This window comes from Microbacterium sp. NPDC057659 (assembly GCF_042799915.1).
Classification (GTDB): Bacteria; Actinomycetota; Actinomycetes; order Actinomycetales; family Microbacteriaceae; genus Microbacterium.
Genome location: NZ_JBHVHU010000001.1, coordinates 1,520,947 through 1,546,165 on the forward strand (window position 1 = coordinate 1,520,947; position 25,219 = coordinate 1,546,165).

19 protein-coding genes and 3 tRNA genes are annotated in these 25,219 nt (G+C 69.8%); 6 read left to right on the forward strand and 16 right to left on the reverse strand.

Annotation, left to right across the window (positions count from 1 at the left end; genetic code table 11):
• Positions 1-87: 87 nt before the first annotated feature.
• From glmM to ACFVAE_RS07210, 6 genes are all read right to left on the reverse strand, one after another.
• Positions 88-1,446 (reverse strand): phosphoglucosamine mutase, encoded by a 1,359-nt coding sequence (glmM, locus tag ACFVAE_RS07185; protein ID WP_378889689.1) that lies wholly within the window; start codon positions 1,444-1,446, stop codon positions 88-90.
• Positions 1,447-1,463: 17 nt separating this feature from the next.
• Entirely contained in the window at positions 1,464-1,949 is a 486-nt protein-coding gene (rpsI, locus tag ACFVAE_RS07190; protein ID WP_332837415.1) for a 30S ribosomal protein S9, read from the reverse strand.
• Positions 1,950-1,976: 27 nt separating this feature from the next.
• The gene (gene rplM / locus ACFVAE_RS07195; RefSeq protein ID WP_378889692.1) at positions 1,977-2,423 is read right to left on the reverse strand and encodes a 50S ribosomal protein L13; all 447 of its coding nucleotides are present in this window, start codon (positions 2,421-2,423) and stop codon (positions 1,977-1,979) included.
• 182 nt (positions 2,424-2,605) lie between these two features.
• Positions 2,606-3,292 (reverse strand): endonuclease/exonuclease/phosphatase family protein, encoded by a 687-nt coding sequence (locus ACFVAE_RS07200; protein ID WP_378890539.1) that lies wholly within the window; start codon positions 3,290-3,292, stop codon positions 2,606-2,608.
• Positions 3,292-4,155, reverse strand: coding sequence for a tRNA pseudouridine(38-40) synthase TruA (gene truA, locus ACFVAE_RS07205; protein WP_378889695.1), 864 nt, complete (start codon positions 4,153-4,155; stop codon positions 3,292-3,294). The genes ACFVAE_RS07200 and truA overlap by 1 nt, the downstream gene beginning before the upstream one ends.
• Before the next feature lie 41 nt (positions 4,156-4,196).
• On the reverse strand, positions 4,197-5,705 hold the full coding sequence (locus ACFVAE_RS07210; protein WP_378889698.1) for a class I adenylate-forming enzyme family protein: 1,509 nt from the start codon (positions 5,703-5,705) through the stop codon (positions 4,197-4,199).
• Positions 5,706-5,822: 117 nt separating this feature from the next.
• Between ACFVAE_RS07210 and ACFVAE_RS07215 the strand changes: the two genes are divergently transcribed.
• The 3 genes from ACFVAE_RS07215 (at position 5,823) to ACFVAE_RS07225 (ending at position 9,718) form a co-directional block, all read left to right on the forward strand.
• A complete protein-coding gene (locus ACFVAE_RS07215; RefSeq protein WP_378889700.1) occupies positions 5,823-6,443 on the forward strand; it encodes a TetR/AcrR family transcriptional regulator in 621 nt (206 codons plus the stop codon).
• Positions 6,440-8,068 carry an acyl-CoA dehydrogenase family protein gene (locus ACFVAE_RS07220; RefSeq protein WP_378889702.1) on the forward strand — a complete coding sequence of 543 codons (1,629 nt, stop codon included), beginning with the start codon at positions 6,440-6,442 and terminating at the stop codon, positions 8,066-8,068. Before ACFVAE_RS07215 ends, ACFVAE_RS07220 begins: the two co-directional genes overlap by 4 nt.
• A 96-nt stretch (positions 8,069-8,164) precedes the next feature.
• Positions 8,165-9,718 carry a dihydrolipoyl dehydrogenase family protein gene (locus ACFVAE_RS07225; RefSeq protein WP_378889704.1) on the forward strand — a complete coding sequence of 518 codons (1,554 nt, stop codon included), beginning with the start codon at positions 8,165-8,167 and terminating at the stop codon, positions 9,716-9,718.
• A gap of 6 nt (positions 9,719-9,724) precedes the next feature.
• Here the strand turns inward: ACFVAE_RS07225 and ACFVAE_RS07230 are convergent, their stop codons facing one another.
• Both ACFVAE_RS07230 and ACFVAE_RS07235 read right to left on the reverse strand, forming a co-directional pair.
• Positions 9,725-10,705, reverse strand: a complete 981-nt coding sequence (locus tag ACFVAE_RS07230; RefSeq protein ID WP_378889706.1) for a hypothetical protein — start codon at positions 10,703-10,705, stop codon at positions 9,725-9,727.
• A 27-nt stretch (positions 10,706-10,732) separates the two neighbouring features.
• Complete coding sequence (locus tag ACFVAE_RS07235; protein ID WP_378889708.1) at positions 10,733-14,473, reverse strand: OmpA family protein; 3,741 nt, start codon at positions 14,471-14,473, stop codon at positions 10,733-10,735.
• A 103-nt stretch (positions 14,474-14,576) separates the two neighbouring features.
• Here ACFVAE_RS07235 and ACFVAE_RS07240 point away from each other — a divergent pair, with 103 nt between their 5' ends.
• Positions 14,577-14,972, forward strand: coding sequence for a cupin domain-containing protein (locus ACFVAE_RS07240; protein ID WP_378889710.1), 396 nt, complete (start codon positions 14,577-14,579; stop codon positions 14,970-14,972).
• A gap of 91 nt (positions 14,973-15,063) precedes the next feature.
• Here ACFVAE_RS07240 and ACFVAE_RS07245 read toward each other — a convergent pair.
• The 6 genes from ACFVAE_RS07245 to ACFVAE_RS07270 form a co-directional block, all read right to left on the reverse strand.
• Positions 15,064-15,137 (reverse strand) — tRNA-Met (locus ACFVAE_RS07245).
• Positions 15,138-15,170: 33 nt separating this feature from the next.
• Positions 15,171-15,242: transfer RNA gene (locus ACFVAE_RS07250), tRNA-Thr, on the reverse strand.
• 51 nt (positions 15,243-15,293) lie between these two features.
• Complete coding sequence (locus tag ACFVAE_RS07255) at positions 15,294-16,781, reverse strand: M23 family metallopeptidase (RefSeq protein WP_378889713.1); 1,488 nt, start codon at positions 16,779-16,781, stop codon at positions 15,294-15,296.
• 292 nt (positions 16,782-17,073) lie between these two features.
• On the reverse strand, positions 17,074-17,862 hold the full coding sequence (locus ACFVAE_RS07260) for an inositol monophosphatase family protein (protein ID WP_378889716.1): 789 nt from the start codon (positions 17,860-17,862) through the stop codon (positions 17,074-17,076).
• 159 nt (positions 17,863-18,021) lie between these two features.
• The gene (locus ACFVAE_RS07265) at positions 18,022-18,819 is read right to left on the reverse strand and encodes an enoyl-CoA hydratase/isomerase family protein (RefSeq protein WP_378889719.1); all 798 of its coding nucleotides are present in this window, start codon (positions 18,817-18,819) and stop codon (positions 18,022-18,024) included.
• Positions 18,820-18,889: 70 nt separating this feature from the next.
• Positions 18,890-19,378, reverse strand: coding sequence for an FBP domain-containing protein (locus ACFVAE_RS07270; RefSeq protein ID WP_378889721.1), 489 nt, complete (start codon positions 19,376-19,378; stop codon positions 18,890-18,892).
• 154 nt (positions 19,379-19,532) lie between these two features.
• Here ACFVAE_RS07270 and ACFVAE_RS07275 point away from each other — a divergent pair.
• Positions 19,533-19,614: transfer RNA gene (locus ACFVAE_RS07275), tRNA-Tyr, on the forward strand.
• A 49-nt stretch (positions 19,615-19,663) separates the two neighbouring features.
• On the opposite strand, the gene ACFVAE_RS07280 is transcribed toward ACFVAE_RS07275, so the two are convergent.
• Positions 19,664-20,587 (reverse strand): PfkB family carbohydrate kinase, encoded by a 924-nt coding sequence (locus ACFVAE_RS07280; protein ID WP_378889724.1) that lies wholly within the window; start codon positions 20,585-20,587, stop codon positions 19,664-19,666.
• A gap of 76 nt (positions 20,588-20,663) precedes the next feature.
• On the opposite strand from ACFVAE_RS07280, the gene ACFVAE_RS07285 reads away from it, so the two are divergent.
• Entirely contained in the window at positions 20,664-21,257 is a 594-nt protein-coding gene (locus tag ACFVAE_RS07285; protein WP_378889727.1) for a hypothetical protein, read from the forward strand.
• Between the two features lie 69 nt (positions 21,258-21,326).
• Here ACFVAE_RS07285 and rpoC read toward each other — a convergent pair whose 3' ends face one another.
• Positions 21,327-25,202 carry a DNA-directed RNA polymerase subunit beta' gene (rpoC, locus tag ACFVAE_RS07290; protein WP_378889730.1) on the reverse strand — a complete coding sequence of 1,292 codons (3,876 nt, stop codon included), beginning with the start codon at positions 25,200-25,202 and terminating at the stop codon, positions 21,327-21,329.
• Positions 25,203-25,219 lie beyond the last annotated feature (17 nt).

The window sequence follows — 25,219 nt, forward strand, 5'->3', positions numbered from 1 at the left end:
CTGGCGATTTCGTCTCGCTCCGCTCGCTCAACGACCGAAAAGGGTGGCCCCGCCATACGGAGGGGCCACCCTTTTTCGGTCGTGCGGTCAGAGCGCGAGGCGCTCCTTGACCACGACCGCCAGCTTGTCGGCGTGCAGACGTGCGGTCTCGGCATCCGCAGCCTCGACCATCACGCGCACGAGCGGCTCGGTGCCCGAGGCGCGCAGCAGCACGCGGCCGGTGTCGCCGAGCACCTCCTCGCAGTCGCGCACGGCGGCGATCACGCTCTCGTCGTCGACGCGGTTCTTGTCGACGCCCTTCACGTTCACGAGCACCTGCGGGTACACCGTCATGACGGAGGCCAGCTCGGCGAGCGTCTTCTTGGTGCGTGCCATCTCGGCCACGATGTGCAGGCCGGTGAGCACGCCGTCGCCGGTGGTGGCGAAGTCGCTCATGATCACGTGACCGGACTGCTCGCCGCCCAGCGAGAAGCCGTTGGCGTTCATGTCCTCGAGCACGTAGCGGTCGCCGACGGCGGTCTGACGCACCGTGATGCCGTGCTCGCGCATCGCGACGTGCAGACCGAGGTTGCTCATCACCGTGGCGACGAGCGTGTCGTCCTTGAGCTTGCCGCGCTGCTTCATCGACACCGCGAGGATGGCCATGATCTGGTCGCCGTCGACGACGTTGCCGTCGGCGTCCACCGCCAGGCAGCGGTCGGCGTCGCCGTCGTGCGCGATGCCGACATCGGCCCCGACCCGCACGACCTCGGCGGCCAGCTTGTCGAGGTGGGTCGAACCCACGCCGTCGTTGATGTTGATGCCGTCGGGGTCGGCGCCGATCACGGTCACCTTCGCGCCCGCGGTGCGGAACGCTTCGGGCGAGGCACCGGATGCTGCGCCGTTGGCGCAGTCCAGCACGACGTGCAGCCCGTCCAGACGGTGCGGCAGCGAGCCCAGCAGGTGCAGGACGTAGCGATCCTCAGCATCCGAGAAGCGGCTCACGCGGCCCACCTCGGCGCCGGTAGGCTCGAGCTTGGGGCCCGCCATCGCCTCTTCGATGCGCTGCTCGACGACGTCGGGCAGCTTCACTCCGCCGCGGGCGAAGATCTTGATGCCGTTGTCGGGCGCAGGGTTGTGCGACGCCGAGATCATCACACCGAAGTCGGCGTCGATGTCGGAGATCAGGAACGCGGCGGCCGGGGTGGGCAGCGTGCCGGCATCCAGCACGTCGACGCCCGATGAGGCGAGACCCGCCTCGACGGCGGCGCTGAGGAAGTGCCCCGAGATGCGCGGGTCGCGGGCGACCACGGCGGTGAGGCGTTTGCCGGCGGCCTTGCGAGCCTCGGCAATACGGCCCTGGCCCAGGACGACAGCAGTCGCCTGGGCCAGGGTGAGCGCAAGTCCGGCGGTGAGGGTCTCGCCATTGGCGAGACCCCGCACGCCGTCTGTACCGAACAGTGCCATAGAGGGAACTGGGCGGATCAGCGCTTCGAGTACTGAGGAGCCTTGCGGGCCTTCTTGAGACCGGCCTTCTTGCGCTCGATGACGCGAGCGTCGCGCGAGAGGAAGCCGGCCTTCTTCAGGGTCGGGCGGTTGTTCTCGGCGTCGATCTCGTTCAGCGCACGGGCGATGCCCAGACGCAGAGCGCCGGCCTGGCCGGAGTCGCCGCCACCCGAGATGCGGGCGATGACGTCGTAGGCGCCGGTGAGGTTCAGAACCGTGAACGGGTCGGTGATCAGCTGCTGGTGCAGCTTGTTCGGGAAGTAATCCTCGAGGGTACGGCCGTTGACCGTGATCACGCCGGAGCCGGGGACGAGGCGCACGCGGGCGATGGCCTGCTTGCGACGGCCCACCGCTGCGCCGGGGACGCTGAGAACGCGCGGAGCGGCGGTCTCGACGACCTCGGACTCAGGAGTCGAGGTGGTGAAGTTCTGCGGGAATTCGGTGGAGTCCTGGATGTCAGCCACGAGTATGTCCTTAGTGAGAAACGGCGCTTACTGGGCGACCTGGTCGAGGGTGTACGGCGTGGGCTGCTGCGCGGCGTGCGGGTGCTCGGCACCGGCGTAGACCTTCAGCTTCAGCAGCTGCTGAGCGCCCAGCTTGTTCTTCGGGAGCATGCCGCGGACGGCCTTCTCCACGGCGCGGACCGGGTTCTTCTCGAGAAGCTCGGAGTAGGTGGTCGCCTTCAGGCCGCCCGGGTAGCCCGAGTGGCGGTAGGCGATCTTCTTCTGGAGCTTCTGACCGGTGAGCGCCACCTTCTCGGCGTTCACGATGATGACGAAGTCACCCGAGTCGATGTGGTTCGCGAAGGTCGGCTTGTGCTTGCCACGCAGAAGTGCGGCGGCGTGCGAAGCCAGGCGGCCGAGAACGACGTCAGTGGCGTCGATGACGACCCAGTCACGCTGAGCTTCGCCAGCCTTGGGGGTGTAAGTGCGCGTCACGATAGTGCTGCTTTCTTAGATTCGAACGGAGAGGTTCGTGAATCCCGCTCCGGGGTGGTTTCCCTCAAGGAGGGGAACACGCCAGTGGAGGGCTCACGTTCGTCGCACCCGTCAACGGACACACCGATGACAGGCACCAAAGGGTCAGCCTACGGCATGCAAGCCCTGAGATGCAAAACGGATCAGTGCGCGCGCGACGCCGTCGCGCGGGTCGCGGTGATCAGGATCGGGCGGTGGTCGCTCACGCCCTGCGGGAGCGTGTGCACCTTGTCGACACGGAAGCCCACGGATGTCGCGAAGTCGTAGTGCCCGCGGAACACCCGGTAGCGCGTGTACGTGTGCTCATCACTGAGGGTCAGCATGTAGCCGTGCTCGCGGATCGTCGCGCCCAGGTTCTCCTTGAACACCGGGTAGTTGTAGTCCCCCACCATCAGCACGGGCAGTCCGTGGCCCATCTGGTCGAGCTCGGCCAGCGCGGCACGGATCTGATGGCGGCGCAGCGAGTTCAGCGCCGTCAGCGGAGCCGCATGGAACGACGCCGCGATGAACTCGTACCCGTCGTCGATGTCATGCAGCCGCACCGCGACCACCCGCTCATGCGCCGGTCGCGCGATGCGGTCGTGCAGCGATTTCTTCAGGGTGATCGTGCGCACATCCGTCGCCCGGTACGTGTCCGGCCGGTAGAACACCGCGATGCCGAGACGGTTGCCCGCGGTCGCGTGCGCGAGGGTCATGCCCGCGAGGTTCTCGGGCAGCGCCTCGACATCCGCCTCCTGCAGGCAGAGCAGATCGGGTGTGTGCTCGGCGACGAGCGCTTCGAGCTCGTGCGCGGCAGCGTGCTTGCGCAGATTGTAGGAGATGACTCTCATCATGCGTGGCCCCCGTCGTCGGATGGCAGGCTGCGACGCCCCCGCGTCTGCTCGGCGCGGGATGCCAGCAGCTCGTCCGCGGGGTACCCGACCTCGGTGAGGCTGAGCCCGCGAGCGGCGAGGACCTTGAACGCACTCGTGCGGGTGAGCTCGTCGCGCAGGCGCGCGACGTCGGCGACCTCGAGCCGCCCCTCCCCCACGGCCGCGCACGCGCCGACGAGCGCGCGCACCATGCTGTGGCAGAACGCGTCGGCCTTGACCTCGGCGATCAGCACGCCGTGATCGTCGCGCGTCCAGCGGTAGTCCAGCAGGGTGCGGATGGTCGTGGCCTCTTCTCGGGGCTTGCAGTAGGCCGCGAAGTCGTGCAGCCCGATCAGGGTCTGCGCCGCGGCATCCATCCGCTGCTCGTCGAGCGTCCCCTTGACCGCGGTCGTGTCGTGTCGGCGCATCGGATCGTAGCCGCCGGTCGCGTCGGCGAGCCGGTACCGGTACCGGCGCCACACCGCCGAGAACCGGGCGTCGAACCCGTCGGGCGCGATCGCCGTGCGGGTGACGGTCACGTCGGGGTAGGCGCCGAGCGCACCGCGCATCCGGTGCGCGAGGGAACCCGCAGGGTCGTCCGCCGCTCGGCCGTGCCGCGACTGCAGCCTGGCGTACTGCGACTCGTCGAGGTCGACGTGCGCCACCTGACCGGATGCGTGAACTCCGGCATCCGTCCGGCCGGCGACGACGAGCTGCGCGTCGGAGCCGACGATGCGCGTCAGCGCGTCCTCCAGGGTGCCCTGCACCGTGCGCAGGCCTGGCTGCTTCGCCCAGCCCCGGAAATGGGTGCCGTCATAGGCGATGTCGAGACGGATGCGCACGTTCCCAGGGTACGTCGTGGATGCTGCGACTCACCCCCGCCCTACGCGGTGAACTCCGCCCGCAGCACGTGCTTCATCACCTTGCCGGAGGGATTGCGCGGCAGCGCCTCGCGCACGATCAGCTCGCGCGGGATCTTGTACTTCGCCAGGTGCTCGGCCAGGAAGCCGCGCACCTCGTCGAGCGACAGATCAGCTGATGCCTCGACGACCGCCACCACGGTCTCGCCCCACTCGCCGTGCGGCCGACCGACGATCGCGGCGTCCACGACGGCCGGATGCTGCCGCAGGGCCTCCTCTACCTCGGGCGAGTAGACGTTCTCACCGCCGGTGATCACGACGTCCTTCAGCCTGTCCACGATGAACAGGTAGCCGTCGGCGTCGGCCTTGGCGAGGTCTCCGGTGCGGTACCAGTCGCCCTCGAACACCGCATCCGTCGCCGCAGGGTCGTTCAGGTAGCCGGCCATCCGCGTCGCGGAGCGCATCCACAGCTCGCCGACCTCGCCTGCCGCGGCGTCGACCCCCTCCGCGTTCACGACGCGGATGTCGACGCCGGGCATGCCGCCCGCGCCGATCGAACCTGCCTTCTCGATCTGCTCCGCCGGGTACAGGGCGGAGCCGACCGGTCCCATCTCGCTCATGCCGTACACCTGGAAGAACGCATCGGTGCCATATGCCTTCTGCAGCATGCGCACGGTGTCGGCCCCCATGGGCGCTCCGCCGTAGGCCCACAGTCGCATCGACGAGAGGTCGAAGTCGGCCAGGCTCTTCCCGATCGTGGGCAGCACCTTCAGCGGGGCCAGATACGCGATCGGCGCACCGAAGAACGCGGTGGCCCTGTGCTGCTGCACGGCCTGCAGGAAGTGCACGGGGTGGTACTCCTTCAGCAGCACCGCCGTGCCGCCGAGGTACATCATCGACAGGAACCAGTTGTTCAGGGGCGAGGCGTGCCAGATCGGCATCGCGATCAGGAACCGGTCTTCCCTCTGCAGGCCCACCGCAGCGGTCGTGTAGGCCGGCACGTTCGCGAGCCCCTCGTGCGTGTGCAGACATCCCTTCGGGCTGCTCGTGGTCCCCGAGGTGTACAGCACCTGGGCGATATGGTCGCCCGCGACCTCGACGCCGCTCCACTCCTCCGCCGCGGCGACCGCGACGTCGAACGAGCCGGATCCGTCGTCGGCGATGGTCAGCAATCGCGCATCCGGGGCGCCCTCGCGGACGCGTCCTTCGAGGTCGACGTCCGCGACGATGACCTGCAGGCCGGCGTGCGCGGCGACGTACGCGACCTCGCGGCCGGTGAACTTGTGGTTCACCGGCACCAGCGCAGCACCCGCGCGCCACAGCCCGAAGGCCGCGACGGCGAATGCCGGGGTGTTGTACGCCATCACACCGACCCGGTCGCCGGGCTGCACACCCGCGTCGCGGAACACTGCGGCGGCCCGCCGGGAGGCAGCGAGCAACTGCCGGTAGTCCAGGCTGCCGAGGTCGGACACGATCGCGGGCTTGTCGGGGAAGGTGCGAGCGGAGCGCTCCAGCATCCAGGTCAGGTTCATCGGTCCTCACGTCGTCGTGTCGGGTGCGGCGGCATTGCCTCGGGTATTGAATCGTGATTCAATGACGTCATTGAATCACGATTCAGCCAAGATGTGAACCCGAGCGAAGGAGCACGGATGGCACAGCGCCGCGAGGCAGGACGCCGAGAGGACCTCATCGAGGCCGCCACGGCGATCGTGCGGGACTCAGGATTCGGAGCGGCATCGGTCAAGGCCGTCACCGCCCGCGCCGGCATGAGCGCCGGCCTGCTCTACAGCTATGCAGAGGGCGTCGACGACGTACTCGCCGAGGTGTTCCGGCGCTGCGCCGGCACAGAGCTCGCCGCCGTCGACCACGCCGTCGTCGCCTCGGAGCGGACCGATGCCGCCGGCCGCCTGCTCGTGCTCATCGAGACCTTCGTCACCCGCGCGCTGCGTGGCGGGCGCCTCGCATGGGCCCTGCTGGTCGAGCCTGTCGGCCGCGCCATCGACGAGGAGCGCCTCGCCTATCGCCGCGGCTACGCCGACATCCTCACCGAGATCGTCACGCAGGGCGTGCGCGACGGCTCGTTCGCCCCGCAGCATCCGGGTATCACCGCCGCCGGACTCGTCGGCGCGATCGGCGAGGCGCTGGCCGGTCCGCTCACCCCCGTCACGACGGAGGAGGACGACCCGGATGCCGTGGTCGCCGCCATCTCCGAACTGTGCCTGCGCGCCGTCGGCGCCGCCCCCGAGAGCCGCACCGAGAGGGAATCATGAGCACGCACCAGGTCCTCAATCAGTCCCCCGCCCGCGTCGGCATCGACGAGTACGGCGCCAACGTCGCTCTGGTCGAGGCCGTCGCGCGATATGACGCCGCCTGGGCGGACGAGGGGCTGCACGCCACCGGCATCCGGGTCGGTACCGCCGACTTCCAGGCCGATGCGCGCCGCGCGAACCGCAACAAGCCCCAGCTGCACACCCACGACCGCTGGGGCAACCGCATCGACGAGGTCGAGTACGACCCGTCGTACCACCGCGTGATCTCGGCCGCCGTCGCCGACGGCGCGCACACCAGCGCCTTCGCCGAGCCGCACCCCGGGGCCAACGTCGCCCGCGCGGCGTCGTTCATGCTCTACGCGCAGATCGAACCCGGCCACGCCTGCCCGGTGTCGATGACTCACTCGGCGGCGCCCGTGATCGCGCAGCATCCGGAGATCGCGGCGGAATGGATGCCGCGTCTGCTGTCGCGCTCGTACTCGCCCGACCTCGTGCCCGGCAAACAGGGCGCTCTGTTCGGCATGGCCATGACCGAGAAGCAGGGCGGCTCGGACGTGCGCGCGAACACGACCGTCGCCGTGCCGATCGGCGAAGGGCGGTACGAGCTCACCGGACACAAGTGGTTCTGCTCGGCGCCGATGTCCGACGGCTTCCTCGTGCTGGCGCAGGCGCCGGGCGGGCTGTCCTGCTTCCTGCTGCCGCGACTGCGCGAGGACGGCACCCGCAACGAGATGCGCATCATGCGGCTGAAGGACAAACTCGGCAACGCGTCGAACGCGTCGAGCGAGGTCGAGTACGAGGGCGCGGTCGGGCACCTGCTCGGCGAGGAGGGCCGCGGGGTGCGCACCATCATCGAGATGGTCACGAACACCCGTCTGGACTGCATCCTCGGGTCGCTCGCCGGCATGCGGCAGGCCGTCGCCGAGGCGTCCTGGCACGCCCGCCACCGTGCCGCGTTCGGGCGGATGCTGATCGATCAGCCCGCGATGACCGGCGTCATCGCCGACCTCCAGCTCGAGGTCGAGGGCGTCACGGCCGCCGCACTGCGGCTGGCCCGCGCCTACGACACGGATGCCTCGGAGCAGGATGCCGCGTTCACCCGGCTGGGCACGGCGGTGATGAAGTACTGGGCCTGCAAGCGCGGTCCGGCGCACGCCGCGGAGGCGCTCGAGTGCCTGGGCGGCAACGGCTACACCGAGGACTTCCCGCTTGCCATGCGATACCGCGAGCAGCCGGTGATGGCGGTGTGGGAGGGATCCGGCAACGTGATCGCCCTCGACGTGCTGCGCGCCCTCGGCCGGCAGCCCGAGGTGTTCGAGGCGTTCGACGCGGAGGTCTCGCCGGCGCGCGGAGCGGATGCCCGGCTCGACGCGCACCTGGATCGCACCCGTGCGCTGGTCCGCGCCGTGGCGTCCGATCCGTCGCCCGAGCTGCGTGCACGGGAACTGGTCGGGGCGCTGGCGCTGGCGCTGCAGGGATCGCTGCTCGTGCAGCACGGGCCGGCGGCCGTAGCCGACGGCTTCGTGGCATCCCGCCTCGCCCCGTCCTCCGGTTTCGCGAGCGGCGCGCTGTTCGGAGGGCTGCCGGCCGGTGTCGACGCCGCCGCCATCGCCGTCCGCGCCTGACCCTCCTCAGCACCGATCTCAACGGCGGTGGGCGCTCCCGGCCCGGCACGCTGCGGCCCGCGGTAGCATGGCGACCATCGCGCGGAAGGGGCTCCGATGCAGACCGAATACGACCTGATCGTGCTGGGAGGCGGGGCCGTCGGCGAGAACGTCGCCGACCGCGCCGTACAGGGCGGCCTGTCCGTCGTCATCGTCGAGGACGAACTCGTCGGGGGCGAGTGCTCGTACTGGGCGTGCATGCCGTCGAAGGCGCTGCTCCGGCCCGCTGCCGCGCTGCGCGCCGCCCGGCGCGTGCCCGGTGCGGCTGCCGCGATCACCGGCGACCTCGATGTCGACGCCGTGCTCGCCCACCGCGACGAGGTGACCAGTCACTGGAACGACGACGGCCAGGTGCGCTGGCTCAAGGGTGCGGGCATCGCCCTGATCCGGGGGCACGGTCGGTTCGTCGGCCCGAAGCAGATCGAGGTCGCTGCGGCCGGCGTCGTCCTCACCGCCCGGCATGCCGTCGCAGTGGTCACCGGGTCGAGCGCGGCGATCCCCGGCATCCCCGGCCTGCAGGACGCCAAGCCGTGGACCAGCCGCGAGGCGACCAGCGCGAAGCGCGCCCCGGCCAGCCTTGCGGTCATCGGGGGCGGCGTGGTCGCCGCCGAGATCGCCGCCGCCTTCGCCTCGTTCGGCACCGAGGTCACCGTGATCGCCCGCGGCCGGATGCTCGGAAAGCTCGAGCCCTTCGCCGCTGACCTCGTCGCAGACGGCCTGCGCGAGCAGGGCGTGCGGATCCTGACCGACGCGTCCCCGGCATCCGTCGATCGCGACCCCGACGGCGTGCACATCGCCCTCGCCGACGAGACGATCACCGCCGAGGAGGTGCTCGTCGCGACCGGCCGCTCGCCGCGCACCGACGATCTCGGCCTCGAGGCTCTCGGCCTGACGCCAGGCACCTGGCTCGAGACCGACGACACGCTGCGGGTGCCCGGATTCGACTGGCTCTACGCGGTCGGCGACGTCGCTCATCGCGCTCTGTTCACGCACCAGGGCAAGTACGAGGCCCGCGCCGCCGGCGACGTGATCGCCGCGCGCGCTTCCGGTGCCCCCGTCGACGACGCACCCTGGGGCGCGCACGTCGCGACCGCCGACCACAGCGCAGTGCCGCAGGTCGTGTTCACCGATCCCGAGGTCGCCGCGGTCGGTCTGACGGCGGCGGAGGCGGATGCCGCGGGGCTGCGCACCCGCGTCATCGACTACGACCTGTCGTCTCTGGCCGGCACCTACGTGCACGCCGACGGCTACCGCGGGCAGGCCCGCATGATCGTCGACGAGGACCGTCGCGTCATCGTCGGCGTCACGTTCGCCGGGCCGGATGTCGCCGAGCTGCTGCAGGCGGCGACGTTCGCGATCGTCGGAGAGGTGCCGATCGACCGGCTCTGGCACGCGGTGCCCGCCTACCCCACGATCAGCGAGGTGTGGCTGCGGCTGCTCGAGGCGTACGGGCGGCCGACCCCGCCTGCCCATCACATCCCGGCGCCCGGCGAGGCGAGCGTCCCCGAGATCGAGTCCGACGAGAACATCGCGCCCCGTCCCGAAGAGGAGGCCGCGGATCTGAACCGCGCCGAACCGGATGTCGCGGACCACAGCCACGGCACGGTCTGACGCCCCTCAGACGAAGGCCACGCCGTCCCAGACGGCGTCGAGGTGGCCGGCGTAGGCGCTCTCGGCGATGCGATCCGATGTCCACAGCAGTCCCAGCTCGTCGCCGAGCCGGCTCGCCCCGGGCAGCAGCCCCGCCACGGCGGCCATCCTCGCCCACGCGTAGTCGCCCCTGGCCGGCGGCAGCGCCGCGATCGGCCGACTCACGAACGGCGTCGCCGCGACCGCCGCCTCCAGCGGCAGCAGGGTGACCGTGCCGATGTCGGCCTCGACGAACGCGCCGCCGATCGCATCCCACTTGAGCCCCACCCAGTCGGCCGAGACTCCGCCTGCGGTGCCGTCGGCCACACGGATGCCGACGCGGTAGCCGGTGCCGGCATCCGTGCTCGCCCGTCCGAGCACGATCGGATCCGTCGCCGGATCGGTCAAGGCGGCGGTGGGCGCGACCCACACCTCCCGGCCGAGATACGGCAGCGGGTCCGGGGTCGGACCGGTGCCCCCGGTCGGAGCGGGCAGCGCCGGAGGCGGTCCCCACAGAGGCAGGTGACCACCGGCGGAGCGCACGTCGGCGAGCGCCGCTTGCATCCCCGCGGCGAGATCCTCTCTCACTCCCACCGCGAGCGGCACGCCATCGCCCGCAGGCGACGGCAGCCGGTCGTTCGCGATCTGCACGAGCCGCAGAGGAGGCACCGTTCCGCCGGTGCCGATGTCCACCGGTTCGAAGGACGCCAGCCCGAGCGCGGCGCCCAGCATGTCCTTGCGCATGGCGCTCTCCCGCAGATCGGTGAGCAGGTTGAAGTAGCCGCCGATCTCGGTGATGTTGAGCGGGGCGGGGATGCGGGACGGGATCACGTCGCCCTGCGTCGCGAGGCGGCGCAGCAGCATCGCCTGTGCCTGCTGGATCTCGGGGCTTGACGCTCCCTTGATGACGTCGGTCAGGGCGAGGACGAGTGCGTCGCCCGCCGCGTCCGAGACGGATGGAGTGGACATCGTCGTCTGCCTTTCTCTCGATTGCTCTCAGTACTGGAACGTCATGTCCGCGCGGCGGAGCTTCGGGTAGTCGCCCGTGCCGCCGGGGAGCACGCCACCCTCGGCCGTCGTGGCCGGCACGCCGTGCGCGGTCAGGTACGCGGCGGTGTTGGTCGCCCGATCTCGGGCCAAGGCGACGTTGTCGAATCCCGCTGTGCCCTCCGGCGATGCGTAGCCGCGCACCACGGCGCCGGTGGCGCCGCCCGCCTTCACCTCGGTGAGGATGGCGTCCAGCCCGGCCTTCTGGTCGGGCTTCAGCACGCGCTGCGCCTTCGGGAAGTAGATGCTCCGCTGGGTCGGCTTGGCCGGCGCGGGCTCAGGGGCGGGCTCGTCGCCGCCGCCGGTTCCGCTGCCACCGGACTCGCCGTCGCCATCACCCGAGCCGCCGGGGCCGTCCGAGCCGCCCCCGCTTCCGGAGCCCTTGTCCTTGCCTCCGGTCGCCCCCTTGTCGCCCGCATCCTTCTTCTTGTCGGCGCCGTAGATCGAGGCCGACGTCTCCATCGCCTTGATCGCCAGCTCCTTCGCCGCCCCGAGCGCGTCCTTGCGGGCGGACTCCGCCGTGTCGAGGGTCTTCCCGGTGAGCGTGGTCAGGCCTGCGGCGTTGGTGAGAGCACCGATGTCGAAGCTCTTCTGCGCCTCGGCGGACTTGATCAGCGCACTCGCGAGAGTGGTGTCGGCGGCGACCGGCGCCATGGAGAAGTTCTGGATCATCGGGTTAAGGCTCGTCAGTGCGCTCGGGCCGGTCAGACCTGCGGCGAGCGCGTTCTGCGGCATCCCCACCGGCGAGATCTGCGTGGCCTCGTCTCCCGGCGAGTCCTGCCAGTTCCAGAACCGGGTGAGGTCGACCCGCTCGGCCGACGGGCAGTGTCCGAGCACAGCCTCCCCCAGCACGCCCTTGGTGGGCAGCGCGATCGTCGATCTCGGTGCGGAGAAGCCGTCGGTGTGGAACCGGGTGAGGGCGTCCTGGATCTGACCGGTGGTCAGCCCCGCCTTCTTCACCGGCCGGACGCCGTGTTCGTCGGGATCGCCGTACTCGGCGGTCGCGTCGGTGATGGCCGCCGGGATCATGAACGGCAGCACCATCGAGTTGCCGAAGTAGCCCAGCACGTTGTTCGTGATGCAGCTGAGCAGCGGCACCGCCGGCCGCTCCGTGCCGTCGTCGGCGGGAGGAAGGGTGATCTCGTAGCGCTCCAGCATGACCGCCCGCTCCTCCGGCGTCAGCGAGGCGAAGACCGCGACGCTGCAGGTCATGGTATTCCGCATGACCCATTGCAGGGTCTTCTCGATCTCCAGCACCGATGCGTAGGACAGCACCGGCGGCACGGTGCGGGCGGCGATCGGATAGGTCATCGCGGGCAGCGCCATCGGGCCGCCGAACCGGCTGTCCACGAGCACGACCTGCGGCGTCGTCCCCGAGATCGCCGCGACGAAGCTGGTGACCTGCGGCCCGCCGATCTCGCGCTCCAGCCGGTCGGAGTCGTAGGACCCGGTCTTCGACTGCTTCGCGGCGGCATCCTTCAGTGCCCCTTCGAGGGCCGAACCCAGGCCGCCGAGCGTCACCTGCGCGAAGCCGAGATCGGCGATCGCCGGCGGCGCGAAATGGTAGTCCAGGCGTCGGGTGCGGCGGGTGATCTCGAAGCCGGTGATGTCCTGCCGGGCGAACGACGGCGGCAGCGACACGGTGGCGACACGGGTCCGGCCGAGCACATGGTTGGAGCGCGCGGCGCGCAGTCGCCCGAACAGGTCGTCCTCCGTCGCAAGCGCGTCCTTCCCCGTGGGCAGCGTGTCCGCGACGGCGTTGCCGCTGAGCGGGTACGGTCCGACTCGCATTCCGCGCTTGCCCACCACGGTGACGAACAGGTCGTCGAAGTCGAGGAAGGTGCCGATCAGCGTGATGTCGAGCACGTCCGTGGCCGGCGCCCCGGCATCCGCCACCGCGGTCGTCGGGTCCGACGCGAAGTCGGTGATCAGCGACAGACCCCGCCGGTATCGCGCCGGCACGACCCGGCCCAGGATGTCGGCGTGGCCGAGCAGCCGGTCGTAGCGGGCGAGCACGTCATCCCGTGTGGCTGGAGCGTCGGTGAGCTTGGGCGGCTGGTAAGCGGGCAGAAACCGCACGACATCCAGCGGCACCTGGCAGGTGAGGGTCACGCCCTCGCATGCGGTGGTCACGTCGAACAGCCGCTGCACCTCCCAGTACTGCATCGTCAGGGCGCGGGTCTTGTTGTGGTTCGTGATCACCTTCGTGGTGATCTCGGTCGACTCCGTCGCTGTGGCCAGACGCATCGAGGTGCGGGACGCCGAGCGCCGAGCGGCGGCCTGCCGCTGTACCGCGGAGTGCGTCGACTGTGCGGCGCCCGAGGTGCTGTCCCGTGCCCCGCTCATCCAGGTGCTGGTGCTGCCGCTGGTATTGGACTCGCCGAAGCTGGTCGCCACACCGCCCGCGGCGCAGCCGAACGGGAACACCGCGCCTCCGCCCGCCGCCGCGGCGATCGAGAACGAGTCGGCGTGGGTGTCGTACTGCGAGCCGCCGGATGCCGCCTCGCGGAAGGCACTCGAGAACGTGGCCGTCGCGGACGTGTCGTCCTGCTCGGCGAAGGACATCGCCTCGGAGGACTCCAGCCGTTCGCTCTCGATCACCGAGGTCGAGGCAGTGCGCTCCATGATCGCCATCCGCTGCTGCTCGCCGGGGGCGAGCGGAAGGGAGTAGACCAGGTCGCCGAGGGCGAGGCCCAGCGGGGTCCAGCGCTGCGCGAGGGTGACCACGTAGCCGATCGACAGCGACCCGGCGAGCGGCACGGAACCGTACGGGGTCTCGGTGGCGAGACCGTCGCGGAACGCGTCGATGCTGATCGGGCGGTCCACCGGCACGCGCTCGGCGAGATGGAACTCGAGTCTCTCCAGCCCGCCGGCCAGACGTGCGGCGGCGGAGTAGCCGCCGTAGAACGTGACGGGCATGCCCTTGCGGCGCCCGTCCAGGATCCGCATCCTCAGGCTGGGCTGGCTCAGGCTCGGATCGGTGAGCCGGAAGAACACACCGTACGGGAAGCGGTCGCTGGACGCGTCGCGGCGGAACACCACCTGGCACTCGTCCTCCCCCACGGCGAGCGCGGGGGCGACATGGTCCTCGTCGGGGGCTTCGAGACCCGCGGCATCCATGACGACCTTCTGCAGCGCGGCGATGGTCGCCATCGACAGTGGCGGAGCCGGCTCGGGGAGCGTCACGACGGGAAGCATCCCGCTGGGCTGAAGGTGCTTCAGCGCCGCGGCGATGCGCTGCACGCCGACGGCGGAGGTCACGACGAGGTCGGCGGCGAACGCGGTCGCCCGAGCACCGGCCGGGATCGGCAGCACGAAACTGCCGTCGTCGAGAGTGACCGTGGTGCCGAGCATCGCCTGCGCGGTCGACGCGCCGGTCAGTTCGAGGCCGACCTGCACGTGGCCGGCGGCCGATCCATCCGGCTGCAGCAGCGTTCCCACCACCTGCGGTGGCGCCTGGTTGTCCGTGGGGACGAGGTCCTGCATCGTCCACACCAGACGGTCGAGCGCGTCGAACATCCGGCGATCGCTCGCAGCCTGACGGTCGAGGTACTCCTCCGCCAGTTTCTCGGCCATCGGCGAATCGTTCTGCCAGAGCGGCGAGTCCGGGGCGATGGAGACCGGGATGTCCTGCCCCTCGCCCCCTTTCGCGCGAGCGGAGAACAGCGCGTTGGGGTTGAACATCGGCATCGCGACCTCCCGGGGTGCGTGCGCGGAGCGGAAGTCCGCGACCACAGAACAGGAGCACGATGCGGCCTCGCTGATACATCGGACGGTCGGATAGCGTGACCATATGACTGTTCAGAACATCATCGACATCGGCGCCACCGACACCTGGGAGGGCAAGACCTTCGTCGAGAAGGACCTCGGCACGAATGCCCTGGGCATGTCCGTCAACGCCACCGAGCCCGGCGGCGAGGCTCCGTTCTGGCATCGGCACGCGAAGCTCGAGGAGCTGTACGTCTTCCTCGAGGGCACCGGCGAGTTCGCGCTCGGCGACGAGGTGCTTCCGATCGGCCCCGGCTCGGTCGTCCGCGCCGGTCAGGATGTCTGGCACGCCTTCCGCTGCCTCCCCGACAGCGCCGTGCCCCTGAAGTGGCTCTGCGTGCGCAGTGCCGGTGTGCCGCTGGCGGAGGTCGGCAAGGACGCCGAACTCGACCGGGAGCGTCCGTTCCCCTGGAACGCCTGATCGTTTCTGTTGCCGACGATGCGCCCTCGTAGCACCGACGCAGGCAGCAGCGGGCAAAGAAAAAGCCCCCGGGTGGAGCCGGGGGCTTTCGTAGCAGGAGCGGGGCTTGAACCCGCGACCTCACGATTATGAGTCGTGCGCTCTGACCAGCTGAGCTACCCTGCCACGAGTCGTTCATCCGAAAGCATGAACGCTACGAGCCCCGAGTCAGGATTGAACTGACGACCCCTTCCTTACCATGGAAGTGCTCTGCCACTGAGCTATCGGGGCATGTTTCCCGTCACCGGGCAACCAGAAAAGCCTAACATCCCGGAGGGCCGATCAGGAAATCGGGCCGACCCCATCGTGACGTCCGGCGTTCGCCTTCATCCACGGCAGCGGATCGAACGTCTGACCGTTGCGAAGAAGCTCGAAGTGCAGGTGCGCTCCGTAGGAGTGACCAGTGTTTCCGACGAGCCCGACGATGTCGCCGACCTTCACCTGCTGGCCGGTCTTCACGCGGATCGAGCCGTGCTGCATGTGCGAGTAGTGGCTCGTGACGACCTTGCCGTCGATCATGTGATCGATGTAGACGGTCACGCCGTAGCCGCCGCCGTTCTCGGTCGCCTTGCGCACGACGCCGTCGGCGATCGCCTGGATGGGCGCACCGTTTCCGGGGATCAGGTCGATGCCCTGGTGCATCCGCCCACGGCGCATGCCGTACGGCCACGACATTCCGGTGCCCACGGCGAACGGCCACTGGATCAGGGCAGTGGTGTCGTTCGTGTAGACGCTGGTCGAGTAGTGGATGCCCTCTTCGGCGGCGAGGTCGGCCATCGACATCGACGAGTACTCTCCGGAGCGCGCGATCTCCTCACTCGCCACGTCGGAGGGCGCCACGAACGCCTGGATGTCCTTCTCGACGGCCTTGCGCTGCGTGGTGTCCTCGGCGGGGGCCGCGAGCGAGGTCAGCGACTGCGCGCCCTGCCCCTGGGCCGCAGCGACGGCCTCGGAGGGCAGCGTCGTCGACACCAGCATGAGACCTGCGACGGCCATGACACCGAGCGAAGCACCGGCAGCGACGATCTTGCGGCCGAGGCGACGGCGACGCCGCGGTGCGACATGTGCGGTGTCGGCCTGGTCGGCCTGCTTCTTCGTCTCATCGGCAGCGGATGCCTCGGCGGCCGGCTCGACGGTGTCGTCGAGGTCCTCCGCGCTGAACCCGAAAGCCTCGGCAGCGGCCGAGAACGCGTCGACGGACGGGTCGGTAGCGAAGGCGGACTCGGATGGCTGCGAAGCGGAGGCCTGAGCGGCGCGGCGCTGCTGAGCCGTGGCCTGCTCTGCGCGAGCCCGCTCGGCCCGCTCGGCGCGGATCTGTGCGCGGCGAGCCTCTTCCTCGGCGCGGGCCTTGGCGGCGGCCTCCTGCTCGGCGGCGATGCGCTCCGCGTGAGCCTGCTCAGCCGCGAGTCGCTCAGCAGCGGCGTGTGCGGCGCGAGCCTGCTCAGCCGCGACACGCTCAGCAGCAGCCTGCTCCGCACGTGCCTGTTCGACACGAGCCTGATCGCGCTCAGCAGCGGCGGTCTCGTCGAGGACGAGGCGCTCGGTCTTCAGGTCCGCCGCCGCGGCGGGCGCGATGGGCTCGGCCTCGACGACGCGCTCAGTGGCGACGGACTCTGCCGCGACAGGGTCGATCGCACCCGTGAGACGCTGCGCCCCGGCATCCACGATCGCGGAGCGCCAGGGCGCGGATTCCGACGCGGGCATCTGCGAGGTGCCGGCGCGACGAGCACGACGACCGACGTACGACTGCTCGCCGGCAGGTTGCTGCACGACGGGGATCTCGGCGGTCTGACGCGCACGCGCTTCGCGGCGGGAAGCCGGGATGACGGGCGACGGGACTTCAGCAGCAGCCTGAGCGGGCACCGCGCGGCGTCGGTCCGACCGACGCTCGGGGGCAGAGCCGGTCTCGGGGGCATCGAAGGGCAAAGGAAATCTCTCGGTCGCGCGTCAAGAAGGGGGACACTCTCGTTCGGGTAAACGAAAGTAACGATCGCGTAAACGATACCCGTTCGCGGCTGGGAGCGCCATGAGCGACGAGCAGAAAGTCGATCTCCCTTACGAATCAGCCTGCGGCGAGCAGCCCGGCCAGCCGCGCGTGCACATCCGGCCCGCCCGCGAACAGCAGCGGGCGCGGAGCGTCCGTGTCGATACGGGACACCGCTCCCCCGGCCTCGCCGACGAGGATCGCACCGGCCGCGAAGTCCCACGGATTCAGGCCGCGCTCGAAGAATCCGTCCAGCCGTCCGGCCGCGACGTACGAGAGGTCGATCGCCGCGGACCCCATCCTGCGCAGGTCGCGGGCCATCGTCATCACGCGGCGCACCGTCGCGAGATCGCCGTCGTGCGTGGACGGGTCGTAGCCGAATCCGGTCGCCAGCAGGGCGCCCGCCGGCGTCTCGGTCGTCACGGCGAGCCGGGCGCCGTCGTGCCAGGCGCCCTCACCACGGACTGCCGTGAACAGTTCGCCGAGCCCGGGGGCGCAGACCGCGGCGGCGACGCCCGCCCACGCCTCGGGCTCGGGCTCGCCCTCGACCACGGCGATGCTCACGGAGTACGCGGGGATGCCGTAGCTGTAGTTGACCGTGCCGTCGATCGGGTCGACGACCCAGGTGAGACCGCTCGTGCCTCCGGCCGCTCCGGACTCCTCACCGAGGAAGCCGTCATCGGGACGTTCCGCCGCCAGCCGGTCGCGGATCAGCGCCTCGACCTCGCGGTCGGCGTCGGTCACGATGTCGGCGAGGGTCGACTTCGTGGCGGCGAGGTGCACGCCCTCACGACGTCGTCGCGCCGCGAGCTCCCCTGCCTCGAGTGCGATCTCCGCGGCGAGTGCGCCCAGTTCGATGTCGGTCATGAGAGTCCTCCCGGTCGGCAGTTGTTCCAGTCTCTCGCAGACAGCCGGTCACGGCTGCGGGCAGAACGGACGCATGCAGGCGCGAATCCGCCCGATCCGCCGACATCCGCGCATCCCGCCTGCAGCTGTGACGCCGCCCGTGACCCGCCGCCCCGCGCCTCAGCGCGCCGAGCGGGCCGCGAAGGCCGCGACGCGCGCCTTCGCGTCGGGCGTCTCGAAGGATGCCCCGATCGACAGCGCCTCCTCCTCGAGCTGCTCGTGGAAAGTGCGCTCGGGCTGCGAACGCACCAGGCGCTTCGCGTGACCGTAGGCTCCGGCCGCGCCGGCCAGCCAGAACCGGGCGATCTCCTCGGCGCGCGCCTGGACGGCGGCGGCCTCGGCCGCAGCATCCGATCCCTCGGCGGCGGCGACGGCCTCGGCGACGAGCCCCCACTCGACGGCCTCAGCGGCACTGAGCATGCGGTCCTGCAGCACCAGCTGCAGCGCGCGGCGCTGGCCGATCGCGTGCGCGAGCTGCGCCGAGACCGACAGGTCGGGTGTGAGGCCGATGTTCGCGTACAGGCTGCCGATCTTCGAGTGCGCGCCGACGACCGCGTAGTCGCTGCACATCAGGATGCCGAGCCCGCCGCCGGCGGTCGTGCCGTGCGCGGCCGCGACGACCGGCTTCGCCGAGTCGGTGAGCGAGCGGATGCCTTCGTTGATCACCCGTGCGAACGCGGTGATGTCCTCGCCGCCGCCCATCTCGGTGGCCATGTCGAGCACGTCGCCGCCGGCGCAGAACGACGGACCGGCCGCGTCGATCAGGATCGCGCGCACGTCATCGCTGCCGACGGCCTCGGCGGTGGCATCCCGCCAGGCGTAGGCCAGGTCGCCGTTGAAGGCGTTCAGCCGGGCCGGGCGGTTCAGGGTGAGCCGTGCGAGGCCCTCGTCGACGGTGAACAGGATGGGCTCGCCCATTGGCGTCTCCTTCGGTGCGTACGGGTGCCTCCAGCGTATCTGCGGGACTGAGTCGCCGCATTCATGACACTCAGTCTTCGAGCACGCGCAGCACGAGATCGTGCATCCGCCGGCGGGTGCCGTCCAGCCGCATGTCGACCTGGCCGGGCGCGAGCACCTCGTTCGGCGCGAGCGGATGCGCGAGCCGCACGTTCTCGTGGCAGGACAGGTCGGCGCACACGTAGGTGCCGACCGTGTCGCCGCGGCGCCCGCGATCCCCCGCTCGCCGTGCGGCCCACAGCGCGACCTGGTTGCCGGGCTGCATGGTGTGGCAGACGTTGCACATGCCCGACCGCGTACGCCCCGCACCGGCCGTCTGCAGCACGATGCCGACGGTGCGCCCCTCATGCTCGAGCAGCACATATCCCCGCTTCGACGATGACGGGTCGCGCCAGGCGAAGAAGTCGAGATAGTCCCAGTCCGTGAGCAGGAAGTCGTGCGGCAGCTCGATCAGACGCAGTTCGTCTTCTGCGGCGTTGACGAAGGATGCCCGGACGTCGGCCTCGGTCAGCGGATGCATCGCTTCAGTCTATGCACGCCTTCCCTGACGCCCGGGACCGACCCCGCAACGTCGAACACCCCGTCATCCGGCTCGATTTCCTGCGCGGCGCAACGGCGGGTAATATGATTTCTCGCGCCCCCGGTTGGCTGTTCAAGTTGGACGGGTGTGCAATGGCGAGTTGCCCGAGCGGCCAAAGGGAGCTGACTGTAAATCAGCCGCGGAATGCTTCGGGGGTTCGAATCCCTCACTCGCCACCCAACGAAGAAGGACCTCCGCACGCGGGGGTCCTTCTTCGTTAACGTCTCAGCTCCCCTGCACGCCCCGCTCCGACTCGGCGAGGGACTCGGGCGTGCGCAGCAGGCCGCCTTCGGCACGGCAGGTCGCTGCGGCGATCAGCATCGCCCGGTCGAGCAGGGCCTGCCAGCCCGCATCATCTGCAGGGCGCCCGTCGTTCAGCCCCGCCGCCACGGCCGCGAGGGTGGCGTCTCCCGCGCCGACCGTGTCGACGATCCGGCCCGGCAGACTCGCGATCGGTGACACGACGACCCCGGCATCCGTGTCGAGCACGGCGCCGTCGGCACCGGCCGTCGCCAGCACGGCGGCAGCGCCTGCGGTGCGCAGTCGCGCGCGCAGCGCGTCCAGGTCGCCGTCGTAGAGCAGGGCCGCGTCGTCGGCGCCGACCTTGACCAGCGTCGACCGCGCCGCCAGCCGCTCGAAGCCGCGCACGAACTCGGCGCGGTCCGCGAGCATCCCGGCCCGCGGGTTCGGATCGATCGCGAGTGCTGCGTCGCCGAGCGCCTCGACCAGCGCATCCGTCTCAGCGGGAACGTCGAACGGGAAGCAGCTGACCGCCACGATCCCGGCCGCCGCGATCGCCGCGCGGGCATCGTCGCCGTAGCGGATGCTGCGCCGCTGCGCGGCCTCGTTGAACACGTACTCCGGCTCGCCGTTCCGCCCCTTCTGCACGACGGCGCGCGAGGATCCGAGCGGCGCAGGGCTGTCGATCAGGGCGACGCCGTGGTCCGCCAGGTACTCGCGGATGTGGTCGCCGGCCTCATCGTCACCGACCATCGCGATCAGCGTGACCGGCACTCCGAGCCGGCGCAGCCCGACGGCCACGTTCAGCGCCGCGCCGCCGACCAGCTCACGCACCCCCGCGCCGTCCCTGATCTCGTCGATCAGGGCGTCCCCGATCACCACTGCGCCCTGCGTCGTTCGCTGCTCCATCCCGCGACACTATCGCGCTCTCCGGCCGATGCGTTTCGTGCGAAGCAGGTGGACGCGGCGGGACTACCCTGTGGCCATGAGAGCCGCGCGCGTCTTCGTCCTCGCCGCCGCCGTCGCGGCATCCGTTCTTCTCGCCGGCTGCGCGCCCGCGGCATCCGATGCCGATGGCTCCGGCACGAAGCCGGCCACATCGTCGACCACTTCGACGGATGCCCCGGGCAAGAGCCCGACGCCGTCGGCGACGCCCACGGCGAAGCCTGCGGCCATCCCGAAGGACTGCCGCAAGATCCTGACGTCCGAGGTGCTCGCGCAGCTCAAGGACGTGCCGCTGAACGACAAGGCCTTCGGCCCCTCGGGCACGCTGAAGGACGGATCGCTGAAGTGCGTGTGGGGCGATCCTCAGGCCGACACGACCGGTCTCGTGACCACCATCACGCACGAGCGCAGCGGGCCGGCCCTCGAGAAGCTGAACGGCCTGGTCGCGGAGGGGTTCACCTGCTATGCGCCCGATGAGGGCACCCGCTGCGAGAAGATCTGGAAGAACAAGACCTACCCCGTCACCGACGGCCGGACGCTCTTCTACCGGCAGGGCGTGCTGATCGACACGCAGTACTCGAACCTCGCGCCCAAGGGCTACACCGACGCGATCATCGCCGGCATCTGGGGCTGATCAGGTCCCCGGGTACGACGAAGGCCCCGGACCCTCCGAAGAGGGGCCGGGGCCTCATCAGCTCAGCACTCAGTTGTAGGTGCCGGGCGTGATGTCGTCGGTCGAGAACGCGTCGAAGTCGACGTAGCCGAAGTCGCCCTCGGCGTACGCGCCGTCGGATGCGAAGATCCGGTTCGGGTAGCGCTCGCTCTTGGCCTCCTCGGTCGCCTCGACCGTGATGTCACGGTACTTGGCGAGACCGGTTCCGGCCGGGATGAGCTTACCGATGATGACGTTCTCCTTGAGGCCGACCAGCGGGTCGCGCTTGCCCTCCATGGCGGCCTGCGTGAGCACGCGGGTCGTCTCCTGGAAGGACGCGGCCGACAGCCAGGACTCGGTCGCCAGCGAAGCCTTGGTGATACCCATGAGCTCCGGACGGCCCGACGCCGGGCGCTTGCCCTCGGACACCGACTCGCGGTTGATCGACTGGTAGCGCTTGAGGTCGACCATCTCACCAGGCAGCAGGGTCGTGTCGCCGTGGTCGACGACGGTGACCTTGCGCAGCATCTGGCGCACGATGACCTCGATGTGCTTGTCGTGGATCGGCACACCCTGCGAGCGGTACACGCCCTGGACGCCGTTCACGAGGTAACGCTGCACCTCACGGGCACCCTGCACACGCATGACCTCCTTGGGGTCGAGCGTGCCGACCTGCAGAGGCTGCCCGACCGAGACGTGCTGGCCGTCCTCGACGAGAAGCGTCGCACGCTTCAGCACCGGGTAGACCACCTCTTCGTCACCGGAGTCGGGCGTCAGGATGACCTTCTTGCCCTTGTCGTTCTCCTCGATCGTGATGCGGCCGTCGGCCTCGGCGATCGGGGACGCACCCTTCGGCGTGCGGGCCTCGAAGAGCTCCTGCACACGGGGCAGACCCTGGGTGATGTCGTCGGCCGAGGCCGAACCACCGGTGTGGAAGGTACGCATCGTCAGCTGGGTACCGGGCTCACCGATCGACTGGGCGGCGATGATGCCGACGGCCTCGCCGATGTCGACGGTCTTGCCGGTCGCGAGCGAACGGCCGTAGCACTGCGCGCAGACACCGACGGCCGAGTCGCAGGTCAGCACGGAGCGGACCTTGATGGTCTCGACTCCGGCCTCGACCAGCTTGTCGATCAGCACGTCACCCACGTCGTCACCGGCCGAGGCGAGGACCTCGCCCGACTCGTTCACGACATCGGATGCCAGGGTGCGGGCGAACACGGAGTTCTCGACGTTCGCGTCGCGGACGAGCTCGCCCTGCGAGTTCGGCGCGGCGATCGGCAGCTCGAGGCCCTTGGTCGTGCCACAGTCCTGCTCGCGGATGATGACATCCTGCGAGACGTCCACCAGACGACGGGTCAGGTAACCCGAGTCGGCGGTGCGCAGAGCGGTGTCGGCCAGACCCTTACGGGTACCGTGCGTCGCGATGAAGTACTCCGCCACCGACAGGCCCTCGCGGTACGAGGAGATGATCGGACGGGGGATGATCTCACCCTTGGGGTTGTTCACCAGACCACGCATACCCGCGATGTTGCGGATCTGCAGCCAGTTACCACGAGCACCCGACGACACCATGCGGTTGATGGTGTTGTCGATCGGGAAGTTCGCCTTCATCGCGGCCTGGACCTCGTCGGTCGCCTCGGTCCAGATCTTGATGAGCTCCTGACGACGCTCGGCGTCGGTGGTCAGACCCTTCTCGTACTGCGACTGGACCTTCGCGGCCTGCTTCTCGTAGCCGGCCACGATCTCCGCCTTGTTCGGCGGGGTGAGGATGTCGCTCAGCGCCACCGTGACACCCGAACGGGTGGCCCAGTAGAAACCGGCGTCCTTGATGCGGTCCAGCGTCGCCGCCGTCTCGACCTTGGGGTACTCCTCGGCCAGCTTGTTGACGATCTGCGACAGCTTGCCCTTGTCGGCGACCTCGCGCACGAACGGGTAGCCCTTCGGCATCGCGTCGTTGAAGATCGCCTGGCCCAGCGAGGCGTCCACGAGACCGTGGCGCTCGTAGCCCTCGGGAGCCTCGCCCTCGAGGAAGGTCAGCCCCGGGATGCGGATGCGGATCTTCGCCTGCAGGTCGAGGGTGCCCTCGTCGCGGGCCAGCATGGCCTCGCCGACCGAACCGAACGCACGGCCCTCACCGGCGGCACCAGTGGTGACGGTGGTGAGGTGGTGCAGACCGATGATCATGTCCTGCGAGGGCAGGGTCACCGGACGTCCGTCCGACGGCTTCAGGATGTTGTTCGACGCGAGCATCAGCACGCGGGCCTCGGCCTGAGCCTCGACCGACAGCGGCAGGTGCACGGCCATCTGGTCACCGTCGAAGTCCGCGTTGAAGGCGGCGCAGACGAGCGGGTGCAGCTGGATGGCCTTGCCCTCGACGAGCTGCGGCTCGAAGGCCTGGATGCCCAGGCGGTGCAGGGTGGGGGCGCGGTTCAGCAGCACAGGACGCTCGCGGATGATCTCCTCGAGCACGTCCCAGACCTCGGGACGGGTGCGCTCGACGGCGCGCTTGGCGGCCTTGATGTTCTGCGAGTGACCGAGGTCGATCAGGCGCTTGATCACGAACGGCTTGAACAGCTCCAGAGCCATCTGCTTGGGCAGACCGCACTGGTGCAGCTTCAGCTGCGGGCCGACGACGATGACCGAACGGCCCGAGTAGTCGACGCGCTTGCCGAGCAGGTTCTGGCGGAAACGACCCTGCTTGCCCTTCAGCATGTCGCTGAGGGACTTCAGGGCGCGGTTGCCGGTACCGGTGACAGGGCGACCACGGCGGCCGTTGTCGAACAGTGCGTCGACGGCCTCCTGCAGCATCCGCTTCTCGTTGTTGACGATGATCTCGGGGGCACCGAGGTCGATCAGACGACGAAGACGGTTGTTGCGGTTGATCACGCGGCGGTACAGGTCGTTCAGGTCGGAGGTCGCGAAGCGGCCACCGTCCAGCTGGACCATCGGGCGCAGCTCCGGCGGGATCACCGGGACGACGTCGAGGACCATCGCGGCCGGGCTCATGCCGGTCTCGAGGAACGAGCTGACGACCTTCAGGCGCTTGATCGCACGGATCTTGCGCTGACCCTTGCCCTCGGAGATCTGCAGACGCAGCGACTCGGCCTCGGCGGCCAGGTCGAACGAGGCGAGGCGACGCTGGATCGACTCCGCGCCCATGTAGGCCTCGAAGTACTGACCGAAGCGGTCCTGCAGCTCGTGGAAGACGTCGTCCTCGGGACGCAGGGCGCCCACCTCGAGGGTGCGGAAGTCCTCCCACACGCGCTCGAGCTTGGCGATGGCCTCGTCGGCACCCTTGCGGGTGAGAGTCATCTCCTTCTCGGCGGCGTCCTTGACCTTCTTCTTCTGGTCGGCCTTGGCACCCTCCGCCTCGAGAGCGGCGAGCTCCTCCTCCAGCTTGGCCAGGCGCTCCGCGATCTTGGCGTCGCGGCGGTCGCCGAGCGTCTTCAGCTCGAGACGGATGTTGTTCTCCTGCGTGGCGAGGTCGCGGTGACGAGCATCCTCGTCGACCGAGATCACCATGTAGGCGGCGAAGTAGATGACCTTCTCGAGGTCCTTCGGCGCCATGTCGAGCAGGTACCCGAGGCGCGAGGGCACGCCCTTGAAGTACCAGATGTGCGTCACGGGCGCGGCGAGCTCGATGTGGCCCATGCGCTCGCGGCGGACGGAGGACTTGGTGACCTCCACGCCGCAGCGCTCGCAGACGATGCCCTTGAAGCGCACGCGCTTGTACTTGCCGCAGGCGCACTCCCAGTCACGGCTGGGTCCGAAGATCTGCTCGCCGAAGAGGCCGTCCTTCTCGGGCTTGAGCGTGCGGTAGTTGATCGTCTCGGGCTTCTTGACCTCGCCGTACGACCATCCGCGGATGTCGTCAGCGGTCGCCAGTCCGATCCGAAGCTCATCGAAAGTTGTTGCGTCGAGCACTAGTTCTCCTGTGTCGA